This is a genomic window from Eilatimonas milleporae, assembly GCF_003688555.1.
Classification (GTDB): domain Bacteria; phylum Pseudomonadota; class Alphaproteobacteria; order Sphingomonadales; family Kordiimonadaceae; genus Eilatimonas; species Eilatimonas milleporae.
This window is the reverse complement of record NZ_REFR01000015.1, coordinates 96253-108655: the sequence shown is the minus strand read 5'-3', so window position 1 is coordinate 108655 and position 12403 is coordinate 96253. Positions and strand designations below refer to the sequence as shown.

Annotated in this window: 12 protein-coding genes; 8 read left to right on the top strand and 4 right to left on the bottom strand. The window is 59.7% G+C overall.

The window, feature by feature from the left end; all coding sequences use genetic code 11:
• Positions 1–262: 262 nt before the first annotated feature.
• From BXY39_RS16740 to BXY39_RS16725, 4 genes are all read left to right on the top strand, one after another.
• Positions 263–976, top strand: coding sequence for a DUF4136 domain-containing protein (locus BXY39_RS16740; RefSeq protein WP_170163908.1), 714 nt, complete (start codon positions 263–265; stop codon positions 974–976).
• 309 nt (positions 977–1285) lie between these two features.
• Entirely contained in the window at positions 1286–2509 is a 1224-nt protein-coding gene (locus BXY39_RS16735; protein ID WP_121940041.1) for a D-alanine--D-alanine ligase, read from the top strand.
• Between the two features lie 71 nt (positions 2510–2580).
• Complete coding sequence (locus BXY39_RS16730; RefSeq protein WP_170163907.1) at positions 2581–3363, top strand: alpha/beta fold hydrolase; 783 nt, start codon at positions 2581–2583, stop codon at positions 3361–3363.
• 24 nt (positions 3364–3387) lie between these two features.
• Positions 3388–5076 (top strand): Mur ligase family protein, encoded by a 1689-nt coding sequence (locus BXY39_RS16725; protein ID WP_121940039.1) that lies wholly within the window; start codon positions 3388–3390, stop codon positions 5074–5076.
• A 29-nt stretch (positions 5077–5105) separates the two neighbouring features.
• Here the strand turns inward: BXY39_RS16725 and BXY39_RS16720 are convergent, their stop codons facing one another.
• On the bottom strand, positions 5106–5927 hold the full coding sequence (locus BXY39_RS16720) for a tetratricopeptide repeat protein (protein ID WP_147453617.1): 822 nt from the start codon (positions 5925–5927) through the stop codon (positions 5106–5108).
• Positions 5928–6050: 123 nt separating this feature from the next.
• Here BXY39_RS16720 and BXY39_RS16715 point away from each other — a divergent pair, with 123 nt between their 5' ends.
• Positions 6051–6989 carry an SDR family oxidoreductase gene (locus BXY39_RS16715; RefSeq protein ID WP_211332308.1) on the top strand — a complete coding sequence of 313 codons (939 nt, stop codon included), beginning with the start codon at positions 6051–6053 and terminating at the stop codon, positions 6987–6989.
• Between the two features lie 15 nt (positions 6990–7004).
• On the opposite strand, the gene BXY39_RS16710 is transcribed toward BXY39_RS16715, so the two are convergent.
• Positions 7005–7559 (bottom strand): universal stress protein, encoded by a 555-nt coding sequence (locus tag BXY39_RS16710; protein ID WP_121940036.1) that lies wholly within the window; start codon positions 7557–7559, stop codon positions 7005–7007.
• A 105-nt stretch (positions 7560–7664) separates the two neighbouring features.
• Entirely contained in the window at positions 7665–8687 is a 1023-nt protein-coding gene (locus BXY39_RS16705; RefSeq protein WP_121940035.1) for a DUF2333 family protein, read from the bottom strand.
• 285 nt (positions 8688–8972) lie between these two features.
• Between BXY39_RS16705 and BXY39_RS16700 the strand changes: the two genes are divergently transcribed.
• From BXY39_RS16700 to BXY39_RS16690, 3 genes are all read left to right on the top strand, one after another.
• Complete coding sequence (locus BXY39_RS16700) at positions 8973–9476, top strand: hypothetical protein (RefSeq protein WP_147453616.1); 504 nt, start codon at positions 8973–8975, stop codon at positions 9474–9476.
• 112 nt (positions 9477–9588) lie between these two features.
• A complete protein-coding gene (locus tag BXY39_RS16695) occupies positions 9589–10017 on the top strand; it encodes a DUF952 domain-containing protein (protein ID WP_121940196.1) in 429 nt (142 codons plus the stop codon).
• Positions 10014–11123 carry a quinone-dependent dihydroorotate dehydrogenase gene (locus BXY39_RS16690; protein WP_121940033.1) on the top strand — a complete coding sequence of 370 codons (1110 nt, stop codon included), beginning with the start codon at positions 10014–10016 and terminating at the stop codon, positions 11121–11123. Before BXY39_RS16695 ends, BXY39_RS16690 begins: the two co-directional genes overlap by 4 nt.
• A 38-nt stretch (positions 11124–11161) precedes the next feature.
• On the opposite strand, the gene BXY39_RS16685 is transcribed toward BXY39_RS16690, so the two are convergent.
• Positions 11162–12253 carry a putative metalloprotease CJM1_0395 family protein gene (locus BXY39_RS16685; protein WP_121940032.1) on the bottom strand — a complete coding sequence of 364 codons (1092 nt, stop codon included), beginning with the start codon at positions 12251–12253 and terminating at the stop codon, positions 11162–11164.
• Between the last annotated feature and the right edge of the window lie 150 nt (positions 12254–12403).

The following is a 12403-nucleotide window of genomic DNA, read 5'->3' as shown; positions in this document are numbered from 1 at the left end:
AGGCGTTTGTCCCTAAAGTGACAGTCATTAAAGTATTGAGTCTGTGGCCTTCGGGCCATGCGATAATGCACCCGGACAGCAAGGGGCATGCGTATCACGACCGGTCATGCCGAACCGTGGCGGCGCCATGCAGCCCGACAGGCAAGGGCCCTTGCAGTCCGGCCATATGAAGGGACCCGATGCGTTGTCCGGACATCCGTACACTTGACGGCCGACGCAAAAGGGCTGACGAATGGTTCGGAGAAATCAAGGAGTTGCCGAAATGCACGCCGCTCAAAGGCTTTTTCTCTGCGCTGGTCTGTTACTGCTGAGCGCCTGTACCAGTTATCTGCGCAGCGATGTTGCCACTTTTCACAAGTTGCCCCTGTCACAGGGTGAAACCATTGCTATCCAGCCTCTTGACCCTACACGGGCCGATAGCCTTGAATTTGCGCGCTACGCCGAAGACATCGCTCCCTTTTTGACACTTCAGGGGTACCGCGTCGTAGAAGGCACGGACGCGGATCTGATTGCCGGGTTTGACGTCGGCGTGTCCCAGGGCCGTGAAAAGACCTATGGCTTTGTCGGCGCGGCTTCACCCTTCTGGGTGGGCTATGGCGGTTTCGGCCCCTGGGGATATCCGTGGGGGTGGGGCGGTTTTGGCCGTTTCGGCGGCTTCGGACCGTGGTGGGATCCATGGTGGGGCGGTGGTGCCTGGGGACCGGGCTTTGGTGCATACGGCACCGGACGACCCCGCGTCTATACCGTCTATACGTCTGAGCTGTCTCTGGAAATCCGTCGCAACAATGGCGAAAAGCTCTATGAAGGGCGCGCCCAGGCGGAAACTCGTTCAAACGCGTTGACGACCATGGTGCCGCTTCTGGCGGAATCCCTGTTCCAGGATTTTCCGGGCACGGATGGTGAAACCCAGCGCGTGAAGATCGAACTGGAAAAACCGATCCGCCCCCCGAAGGAACGCAAAAAAGACGACGCCTGAAAACCGTCTTGGAATGACACAGGCCCGGCCACATGTGGCCGGGCATTGTATTGGCCGACTTTATTTCCGGTCTTCTCAAATCTTGTATTTTTAAAGCAGGGACCGCCATATTGCCGCCGAACTTGGCATGCAGGAAACCATAAAACCGTATTTAAGGCGCCACTGGCTCTGAAAAGGGGGCGCAAGGGGTCCGGTGACGCTTTTCTCTTGGCGGGTCGGGCCGGGATTGGCTAAACGAAAACATCATCCTTGCGGAAACGATACACGCCGGAACCGGTCAACAAGAAAGAAACGAAACGGGGGGTCCCGATGGCCGAAAAAAAGGTCATAGCCGTCATTTTCGGCGGCAGAAGCGTTGAGCACGATGTCAGTATCCTGACAGGCCTGCAGTTTCTGGAAGCGCTTGACCCGACACTCTATGCAGGACTGCCGGTCTATGTTGACCCGCTTGGACAATGGTGGACCGGCGACCGTTTGCGCGGGCGCGGCAACTATCCCCTGGCCGGTGAAAACGGCGATGCGGAAACGCTGACCCAGCTGCATCTCGATCTGGCGACCGGCGCCAGCGGCCGTCCGCGCCTGGTGGCGGACCGGAAAACCCTCATCGGCCTTAAGAGAGAACCGATTGAATTTGATCTGATGGTGCCGGCCATTCACGGTCCGAACGGTGAAGACGGTACCCTGCAGGGGCTTTTGGATTTTGCCGGCATTCCCTATGCCGGCTGTCGTATTCTCGGCGCCGCGGCGACCATGGATAAGGCATTCACAAAAAATGCCGCTGCTGCCCTGGGGTTGCCGGTACTGCCCGGATTGACATTGAAACGTCCCGCAGGCGGCGGATTTCTGGATCAAGCGACGCTGGAGACAGCCCTGTCGGACCGGTTTGGCACCGTTGCTTTCCCCTTTGTGGTCAAGCCCCGGCATCTGGGTTCCAGTGTCGGTGTCGGCAAGGCGGATACCATGGACGATCTCATCGCAGCGGTGATGACGGCCTTTCGCTTCGATGCCGAAGTGCTGGTTGAACCCTGCGTCACGCCGCTTGTGGAATATAATATAGCCGTCCGCCGTACCCGCGACGGCACCTATGTGGCCAGTGCCATAGAACGCCCAAAGAGCGAGGCGGAACTTCTTGATTTTTCAAACAAATACCGCGCAGGCGGTACAGGCGGCGCAAAACAGGCCGGTGGCAGCGAAGGCATGGCCAGCCTGAACCGGACGCTGAACCCCGGCGAGCTGGGGGAAGAGCGCTCCGAACTGATCAGGACCAGCGCCACCCGTATCGCGGAGCATTTTTCACTTGCCGGAAGCGTGCGGGTGGATTTCCTCTGCAATGGCCATACCGGGGAAATCTGGCTGAACGAAGTCAATACGATCCCGGGGTCCTTTGCCTATTTCCTGTGGGAAGCCGCAGAAGAACCGCTCAGCTTCCTTAATCTGACACAACACATGATCAAGGAAGGATTTGCGCTGTCTGCCGCACGGCTTGGCAACACCGATGCAGCGGCGGGCGGCGCCACCCTGTTCGGCGGATAATGGAACAGGCCGTGCCCGGTAACGAGACGCAAAGACAAAACCCGCCCTGTGATGCATGGGCAGGCGAACAGATGGGCGGCGGACCTCTCCCCTTTGTCTGGCTGCACGGCTGGGGCCATGACCGCACGTCCCTGCACCGTCTGAGCCGGCTGTTTCGCAATGACGGCCTGCACTGGCTGTTGGACCAGCCCGGTTTCGGGGCAACACCGCGCCTGTCCGACGGTGTGGACGGACAGGCCGCCGGCAGTGCCGAATACGCGGAAAACCTCGCGGCCATATGGAACAGGCTTTATTCCGACAGTACAGGTCAGGAAGGGGTGGTTCTCATCGGCCACAGCTTCGGCGCACGGGTCGCCATTCAGTTTGCCGCCCGCTATCCGGACAAGGTTGCGGCCCTTATCCTGATTTCAGGGGCCGGCATTCCGCCACGGCGCAGCGCCGCTTTTCGCATCCGGGCTTTTTTCCTGCGCCAGCTGGGACGCGTCGCCCGTTTTACCGACAGCATCGCCGGTACGGCACTGACCGATGCGTACCGGCAGCGCTTTGGCAGTGCCGACTATAGAATGGCTGAGGATATGCGCGGTACGCTGGTGCGCGTCATCCGCGAGGATCTGAGTGCCCGCGCCCGCGAAGTCCGCGCACCGACCCTGCTGTTGTACGGATCCGAAGACAGGGACACACCGCCGGAAATCGGGCGTCGCTATGAGGCCTGCCTGCCCATAGCCCGGTTTCACGAACTGGGGGGCTTTGGCCATCTGGACATATTGGACCGGGGCGCCTATCAGTGCGAAGCGCTGATCCGCGGTTTTCTCGACGATCTGGAGCTTGATCATACCGGGAAACACCGCCTGTAAAGACAGCGATCCGGGAGCTACGCCATGACCGACGCTTTTTCCGCCCTGCCGTCCACATTCTGGATCGTGGCGGGTCCCGCCATAGCCGCTTTTCTATGGCTCGGTATCGCACGCGGCCGTTTTTATCTGCGCTTTTTCCAGCAGGAAGAATATGACGGCCCGCGATTCCTGGCATGGATGGGCACCAACCGCGCTTTTGATGTCACCGCCAGCCTGTGTCTGATTGCAGCATTTGCGCTGCTTGCCGGTGGGGATGCATCCGGTCTGCCCTGGCTGGAGACCCTCGGGGCGATTTTCCTGCCGATTGGCGGGCTGACCGGCATTCTGCGGACACGGGCCTATCGCAATGCCAAAAAGCCTCTGATCATGACACAGCGTGCACGGCGCATCCTGAACGTCTATACCGTTCTGGCGGATCTGTTGCTTCTGGCCGGCACAGCCATGGTCATATATGCCTATGGAAGGATACCGGTATTTACAGGGCCGGCATGGGCCGCGCTGCTCGCTGTTGTCTGGGTCCAGTTTCTGCCCTTTCTGCTGGTACTGGCGAATGCACTGCTGTCGCCTGCGGAAAAACGGGTCAAGGCGGGTTTCCGCGCCGAGGCTGTGGAAAAACTGTCCAGGCTCAATCCGACGGTGATCGGGATCACCGGATCCTTCGGAAAAACATCAACCAAACATATTCTGGGGCATATCCTGTCAGCATATGCACCGACACTGATGACACCGGGCAGCGTGAACACGGAAATGGGAATCACCCGGATCATCCGGGAAAAGCTGACACCTGACATCCGCTACTTCATCGTGGAAATGGGCGCGTACGGACCCGGATCCATCGCCCGGCTTTGCCGGCTGGCGCCTCCGGATACCGCCATAATCACCGCTGTCGGCGACGCCCATTACGAGCGTTTCAAATCGTTGGCGGCCGTCGCCCAGACAAAGTTCGAGTTGGCTGAGGCAACATTTGAAAAAGGCGGAACCGTCACCGTCAACCGGGACGGTGTTCCCGCCTACCTTCTGGCGGAACAGACTGGCAGACGGCAGGGCCATTATCAGTTTGTCGGCCAAGGGCCCGCGCCGGAAAATGACATTACCCTGAAGGATATCGTCCTGACGGCGGACGGTCTCTGCCTTCATCTGATGGACGGGGATGAGGACATCACTCTGGACGTTCCCATTTATGGCCGCCCACAGGCGGGCAATATCGCCGCAGCCGCGGCCGCGGCACGCCGCCTAGGGATGCCGTGGGCGGCGATCAAGGCGGCGCTGAAGACCATGCCGCAGGTCAAGCACAGGCTGGATGTGACGAAAACCCCTGACGGAATCGCAATCATCGATGACGCCTATAATTCCAACCCCATCGGCTTTGCCGCAGGTCTGGAATGCCTTGATGCCCTGCGCAAGGAGGGCGGCCGGCGTATTCTGATCACCCCGGGTATGGTCGAACTCGGCGAACGGCACGACAGCGAGCATGAGCGCCTTGGGCACCTGGCGGCAAAACACTGCGATATTATCGCGGTGGTCACGCCGGAACGGATTCCAAGTTTTGTCGACGCACTGGCCGACGCCGGAAACAGCGGCGCGATTACCGTAAAGAGCTTTACCGAACAGGCGGACGCGGAAAACTGGGTCCGCTCCACTTGGGGCGCAGGGGACGCGGTGCTGTTTGAAAACAATCTGCCCGACCTGTACGAGACGAAAATCCGGCTTTAGCGGAAACCGCCGTCCGAAGCCCTTGGGCGTCAGCCTGCCGCCGCCACATCCGGGTCATTCAGCGTGACATCGAGCCGCTGTATGTTGGCCCGGGCCGCCTCACCGTCGGGACCGTCAGGCGCAAGGTTCAGCACTTTGAGCCATGCCGCGCGGGCGCCGGCAATATCACCCATGGCTTCAAGAAGATTGCCACGTTCCAGATAGCCCACAGGATCATCAGGGAAAATTGCCTGGTAGTCGTCCAGGACAACTAAAGCATCCGCATATGCACCCAGCTCGCGGGCCGCAGACGCGATTAGAATAAGGATATCTTTCCGCCCGGAATCCAGTAACTGAACCTGTTTCAGATCCTCCAGGGCAAGGCCGTAATCACCGTCGGCGGCCGCAATCCGGGCTCGGTCCAGAATCAGGGTGGCATAGAGCGGATCATCGCTTGCACAGATGGCAATGGCGCGGTCGATTGCCGCTTCGGCCCGCACGGTTTCCCCCTGAAGCAGCCAGGCGTTCGCCGCCTGGCTCCATGTGTCCGCAATCATCGTGGGCCCGGCGGCAAAAGCCTTGCCGTCACGTATGGGCATGTCCCGACCCAAACGCATATCCTCGGCCAGACTTTCCAGGCGGATGGCTGCCTCGCCAAATTCCTTACCGTAAAACAGCCCCAGCGCCTCACAATGCCGCGCCGGAACGCCCCCGCCCTGGCTCTGCCATTCCAATGCCAGGTTGATACCGCGATCAGGGGCTTTTTCAGCCATCTCCACGCATCTGCCATAACGGTGTTCCTGCGCCGCCGGGTCATCCATGTCATCGGGCGCGGCGGCTGAAACGACAGCGGCACCGGCAATAAAGGCCATGCCAAATATCGCACGGCTTGCTAATGTGCGGGCTGACAGGCCCTGTCCGTTTATGGTTCGGGCAAAAATCATAATGCGCCGGAGACTGGCGAAGGCGCACGGCAAAATCAAGGCAAACCCGGTATGTCTGATATCCCCTCTCCGCATACTGATACGCGCACGCAAGGGCAGAAGCCCCATCTCTTTGTTTTCGGACCGGGGTACAGCGCGACCGGTGTCATGGACAGGGCACTTGAGGCGGGATGGACCGTCAGCGCCACATGGCGCCGGCCGGAAGCCCGCGACGCCCTGGAAAAACAAGGCATCACCCCCGTTCGTATGGAAGACGGCCATTTTAACCCGTCGTCCCTGGCACCGGTCAGTCACATACTGACCACCATCGCACCTGAGCGGACCGGTGCCGGCGATGATCCGGTGCTGCGCATTGCCGGCGACTGGCTGAAAAGCCTGACCGGACCTGGCTGGATCGGCTATCTGTCCAGCACCAATGTTTACGGCGACCACGCCGGCGCCTGGGTGGATGAAACCAGCACGCTCAAACCGCATCTGGACCGCGGCAAACGACGGCTGAAAGCTGAACATGCCTGGCGCGGGCTGGCTGACAGTCTGGCGGCAAGGCTGCATGTTTTCCGCCTGGCGGGCATATACGGGCCGGGACGCAATGCGGTCAAAAGCCTCATGGCCGGCACCGCCCGCCGGATCATAAAGGAAAATCAGGTGTTCAGCCGCGTCCATGTGTCAGACATCGAACAGGCGCTTTGGGCCGGTATGACATCCACAGCCGGGCATGACATTTTCAATATGGCTGACGACAAACCCTTGCCACCGCAAACGGTTATCGAAATGGCGGCCGAAGCCCTTGGCATGGTACCGCCCCCGGCCATTCCATTCGAACAGGCGGACATCAGCCCGATGGCACGCAGTTTCTACACGGAAAGCAAACGGGTGAAAAACACCCGGGTAAAGGATGTGCTGGGCATACGCTTGCGGTATCCCACTTTTGAATCCGCACTGGACGAGCTTGTCGCGGCGGAAAAACAGGTCGCCGGTAAAGCAGGTTAGCCCATCGGCCCTTCATCAGGCCATGTCATCCACCTGTTCGTAACTCATGGTGCCGGGAATCAGGATAACAGGGCATGGCAGATCATTGACATGGTCGTGGGCAAAATAGTCGACAAGCGGACCGGGGTCCTTGCCTTCACCCGCACCGAGAACAAGGCAAAACAGATCGGGCGTGCGCTCGACAAAGGCTTTCAGCTCTTCCTTGGGATCGCCCTCGACAATGATTTTGTCGGGCTCTACACTCCATTGCTCATAAATACGCGTCGCCATATCGTCAAGCAGCGCTTGGGCTTCTTCGTGGGATTCTTCCCGCATCCGGTCGGCAACGGCAACCCAGTGCTGGAATTCGCCGGGGCGGATGCAATGAAACAGGATCAGACCCCCACCGGTGATATGCGCCGCGCGCGCCGCGGCGAAACGGATCGCCACCTTCGATTCCGGAGAGTCGTCCACCACCACCAGAAACTTGCGAAAACGTTTCTTGATCGGTTTCAGCGGCGAATGAACGACCGGGCTCCCGGAAGAGCCGCCGCCATTTTCCGAAGGCACGTTGTCCGTTTCTCCCAACATCACCGCCTTATCCTTCCCTCAACAGCCGAGAGTGACAGCGCACTTTGACGCTGGCAAGAGATTTGATTGCTCTCACCTGCCTCGGGTACGGCGTTTCGCATATCGTCATTTCAGAAGGATATTCGTCACCTCGCGCAATTGCGTCCGCGCCCTCAGAAGATAAAATCCCTGCATTGACAGATGATTGGCCATAAGACCATCAACCGCACCGTTGGAAACATAAATGGGCTCCAACATTGCTGCGGCACGCATGGACCGCACAAGTTCACCGTAAAGACCGCCCAGTTCACGCGATGACAATATCTCGGCGAAATCCTGTTCAAGGGCGGTCAGCAACAATGCGTAGGCATAAACCTGGCCTTTCACACGGTAGAACAGGTCATCCGACCCATAGTCGACAAACCAGCCGCCGCTGTTTTCGCGGATATAATCATCCAGTGCGGCGGACGACGCGCCCAGATCCAGCGCAATCCGGTCCAGTGTGGCCAGAAGATTGTCCGCGCGGCGTTCGAACACCGCATTTCCCAGGGCCAGACGACCGTTATAGACATGCAGCTGACGGGCCGCATCGCGGAAATACGTGTCGGACGGCGTGGTCGGAAGAAAGGATGTGGAAAAGTCCATCACCCATCGGTCCGGTTCCCGCGCCAGGTTGCCCGCGGCCTTTTCCAGGTCCGGGTCGACGACGCTGGATCCGCGGGTGCGTCCGATCTGATCGCGCAACTCAAAAGCAAAACGGCCAAGCGCTCCCATCATGCCGCGCTGATAATTCGGGGTATTGTCGATCCACCAGCCCGGCAGGAAAAAGGGATCGTTCGGCGTCCAATTGTGGGTTTTGGTCTCGCGTTCGACCAGATATGCCAGCACTGCCACCGTATGCGACCCGCCCGGTGGCACCGTTACAGTCTGGTCCATCCGGTCATCCACCCGTTGAATCACCGCCATACCGACAAGAATATACAGCATGAAGACAACAGGTAAGGTCGCGGCGGCCACACCCCATGTCCGTCCCGGGACGCCGCGCAGAAGACCGCGCGCATAGCGCCACAAAATCCCCAGGACCCTGCCCAGAAATGCCAGAAAAGCCGACAGCTTTTCCTTTATCCACAACCACAACTCGCCGGCCATCCTTATCCACCGCTCCTGTTTTTCAGGCCTTTGTCAGGCCATTTTCATCTGCGTCGCCTGTCCGGTATACCGTGACGGTGCACAGGACACGTGTCTTAATGTCGGAAGACCGGCGTCCCGGTACAAGGGGCCACTCTGCAAGACAGCCACGACAGGAACAGATACATGATCCGCAGTCACAAGGACACAGACAGACTTGCGCAACTATTCATGGTCCGTTCAGACTGCTGGCGCCATCTTCCGGCATATAAAAACCAATAAATACGGAAACTCTAAAGGGCTGGCATGTCAGATATTAGACGATACGATCGCCGCGAAAAAACCGCGTACCATGCGGCAATGGGGCTCTCCGCTTTTTGCACCTTGGCGGCATGCCTTGGCACCGTGGCCGCACAGGATGGACCGCGGGATGCCCCCATCGATCCCCCGCGCCCGGCAATGGTTCAGACACCGGTCATCATGGCGGACACGGCCCTTCAGGAAACGGGGACGGCCAACTGCCTCGACATGCGGCAGGTCGCATCCAGCAGCATCGACACTGCACGGCGTGTGATGTTCTATCTGAAAACCGGCGACAGCGTGCTTTTCGAGCTGGCCGAGGACTGCCCGCCGCTTCCCTTTCACGACTATTTCACATATGTCCCTGTCGGCAACATGCTGTGCGCAGGCCGTGATTCACTGATCAGCCGGACGGGAGAGCGCTGTCCCATTTCCAGGATCACTGTAATGCCATCGGAACAGCCGGAAATGACCGGTATCAGCATGCCTGAAAACGGTAGCGCTTTCTGACCGCAGGACGGGCGTCGGCACATGCCGGCACTGGATGGACCCCATCAGGCCGCATCGGATGGGCATCATGCTTTTCTGGACGCCTGGAAGACCAGGCGCTATGGAAAGCGTCATGACCGGACACGCCTCACGTCAGACAGAAACGGACCCGCAGACGCAGGTCGTTTTTAAAATCCTGCGCCCTCGGGAATGGACGGATTTTTGCACGTCCGGTCGTTTCGAAGGCTCACCGGACGACCAGCGGGACGGCTTTATCCATCTGTCCGCTCGCGATCAGGTGGCCGGCACACTCGCCAAATATTTCGCTGGGGAGGATGAATTGCGGTTGCTCGCAATATCGACCCACCATCTACCGGCAAACAGCCTGAAGTGGGAACCATCACGCGGTGGCGCCCTGTTTCCTCATCTTTACACTGTATTGTACAGCGATACCGTCATCGGCGAGTCCGCGATTGCGCGTCTGCCGGACGGACGGCATGACATACCGGACCATATCCTTTTGCTTGGGTGCGGCGACACGGGCGAGGATACCGGACGATGACCTTTTACGGCCTTCTGAAACCCCTGATCACCCGTCTGCCGGCTGAATTTGCCCACACTGTCAGCCTGCAATGCCTGTCATACTGCCCGGCACTGGCAGGCCCGGCCCGGCCCACGGACAAAATCGGGCCGTGCGGGGACGGCTCCCTTGCCATCAGCGTCTTCGGTTTGAATTTTCCCAGTCCCGTGGGATTGGCCGCAGGTTTTGACAAGGACGGTGTCGCCCTGGAGGCGCTCGGACGTCTGGGTTTCGGATTTGTTGAAGTCGGTACCGTCACGCCCCGTCCACAACCCGGCAACCCCAAACCCCGACTGTTCCGCCTTACCCGTGACCGTGCGGTGATCAACCGTATGGGTTTCAACAATGGCGGTGTCGCGGGACTGGCCGCCCGCCTGAACCGTTACAGGGATCGGCACGGCAGGGGCAGCGGCGGCGTGGTTGTGGGCGCCAACATCGGCGCCAACAAAGACAGTGAAAACCGCCTTGCCGATTACGGTATCGGCCTGACGGCCGTCAGCGCCTCGGCCGACTATATTACCATCAACATCTCCAGCCCCAATACGCCGGGCCTGCGCGATCTTCAGCAGGCCGACACGCTGAAAGACCTGATGGCCGATATCAGAACCGCACAGACGGACCTGAATATTCCGCGCAAACTGCCGCTGGTTGTCAAACTGGCGCCCGATCTCAACGATGAAAGTCTTGCGGATATTGCGGGCCTGGCCGCAAAAGGCGTTATGGACGGTGTCATTCTTGGCAACACCACTGTCACCCGCCCCGACGGGTTATCCCCGATTGCTTACCGTGAATCCGGAGGACTGTCGGGCAGACCGCTTTTTGACCTGTCGACGGACCGCCTCGCCGCTTTTTATCGTGCAACGCATGGGGCCATACCGCTGGTGGGTGTCGGAGGCATCTCCGGACCGGAAGAGGCTTATGCGAAAATTAGGGCCGGCGCCAGTCTGGTACAGCTGTACAGCGCCCTTGTTTTTGAAGGGCCGGAACTGGTCAAACGGATCACCACGGGGCTTGCGGAACGACTGAAGGCGGACGGTTTCACCGGAATTGCCGACGCTGTCGGTGCAGACCACCCCCAATCTTCCTGAAATACCAATCTTTTTGAAACATCGGCCTTTTTGAAATATCAGGCAATCAGGTCGAGCAGGGGCGCCGTCCGCAGACCGTCCGGACCATTCTCCGACCCAGTGACGGCAGAAGCAGGAACCCGACTAAGATCAGTATCGGTGAAAGGGTCACCCGTTTCAAAGACACCCGATGTCCGGGTCAGGGACGACCCGTCATTGGCCGCATTTTCGCCCTCGGCAAAACCGACAAATGTAGGATCGGCCCCATTTTCGGGGGATGATTCGGCCTCGGTGCCAACAGCGTCAGCGGCAACGGTGTTGGTGTCGGGGCTGTCCGAATCACCGCCATCCAGGGCCGCACGGCGTTCTTCAGCCTGCTGGCGGGCCAGTTCGGCGCGGGCTTCACGCTCTCTGGACGATGCTTCGGACGCAACAGCCCTGTCCTGGGCGGACGGCTCGGACGGCGCCAGGGCCGCACGGCGGACCACTTCCATTTTATCGGCCGTGGCTTCCGGGTCATTGGGCACTTCACTGACATCGATGGACACACTGCCGGATACCGCATAGCGGCGCCCGTCCGGTCCGGTAACGAAATCATATTGCGGGGCCCCCGCGTATTGGCCGCCAACGTTGGCGTGGGCCTGTTCATGGGCACGGACCTCGCGGTCCCGGCTTCTCAGTTCACTCACAACCTGACGCTCGCTGTCGGTCAGTTCACCGGCGGCGGAACTGTCCGTGCCGGACCTGCGGGAAACCGAATCAATCGCTGCCTGCGAGACGGACCCGCCTTCCAGCGGGGCGGAAGCAATGGCATTGACCACTGCGGTCCCGGCATTTTCAGTGGCTGTATCCCGGCTTTGGCCGGGTGAATCTGCTGTGGGGCTTGCGGTCAGGCCGCTTAACTGCGCCTGAAGGGCATTGCCGCCGCTGACGGAAAAAACAGCACCCCGTGCGGCAGAAGGGGCAGCCGCCGCATCTTCGGTGGCCGTTCCTGAAGACGTCTGCGAAGAAGAGCCTGTGGCTGCCGGGGCTACCGGTGACGGATCGGATTGCCGGGGCACCTGTACCGATGGCGCCGGCCCCGCCGGGGGCCGCGGCACAAATGGCAGGACACCGGCCCCGCCCGCCGAAAATGACGGACCGTCAAACATTGGGGCCACCTGCTTTAAAAGGCACCCGAACAATCAGCCTGGCGATCATGACTTTCAGTATAACAGGCCCAAAAGTCGGGGTCTGCGACAAAATTTCAATGATTTTGGCAAAATACAGCCCCCTGAACCGGGAAATCTGAAAAACGCAAA

Coding starts and splice junctions, on each gene's coding strand:
- BXY39_RS16740 (WP_170163908.1), top strand. CDS start 263: ATGCACGCCGCTCAAAGGCTTTTTCTCTGCGCTGGTCTGTTACTGCTG.
- BXY39_RS16735 (WP_121940041.1), top strand. CDS start 1,286: ATGGCCGAAAAAAAGGTCATAGCCGTCATTTTCGGCGGCAGAAGCGTT.
- BXY39_RS16730 (WP_170163907.1), top strand. CDS start 2,581: ATGGGCGGCGGACCTCTCCCCTTTGTCTGGCTGCACGGCTGGGGCCAT.
- BXY39_RS16725 (WP_121940039.1), top strand. CDS start 3,388: ATGACCGACGCTTTTTCCGCCCTGCCGTCCACATTCTGGATCGTGGCG.
- BXY39_RS16720 (WP_147453617.1), bottom strand. CDS start 5,927: ATGGCCTTTATTGCCGGTGCCGCTGTCGTTTCAGCCGCCGCGCCCGAT.
- BXY39_RS16715 (WP_211332308.1), top strand. CDS start 6,051: ATGTCTGATATCCCCTCTCCGCATACTGATACGCGCACGCAAGGGCAG.
- BXY39_RS16710 (WP_121940036.1), bottom strand. CDS start 7,559: ATGTTGGGAGAAACGGACAACGTGCCTTCGGAAAATGGCGGCGGCTCT.
- BXY39_RS16705 (WP_121940035.1), bottom strand. CDS start 8,687: ATGGCCGGCGAGTTGTGGTTGTGGATAAAGGAAAAGCTGTCGGCTTTT.
- BXY39_RS16700 (WP_147453616.1), top strand. CDS start 8,973: ATGTCAGATATTAGACGATACGATCGCCGCGAAAAAACCGCGTACCAT.
- BXY39_RS16695 (WP_121940196.1), top strand. CDS start 9,589: ATGACCGGACACGCCTCACGTCAGACAGAAACGGACCCGCAGACGCAG.
- BXY39_RS16690 (WP_121940033.1), top strand. CDS start 10,014: ATGACCTTTTACGGCCTTCTGAAACCCCTGATCACCCGTCTGCCGGCT.
- BXY39_RS16685 (WP_121940032.1), bottom strand. CDS start 12,253: ATGTTTGACGGTCCGTCATTTTCGGCGGGCGGGGCCGGTGTCCTGCCA.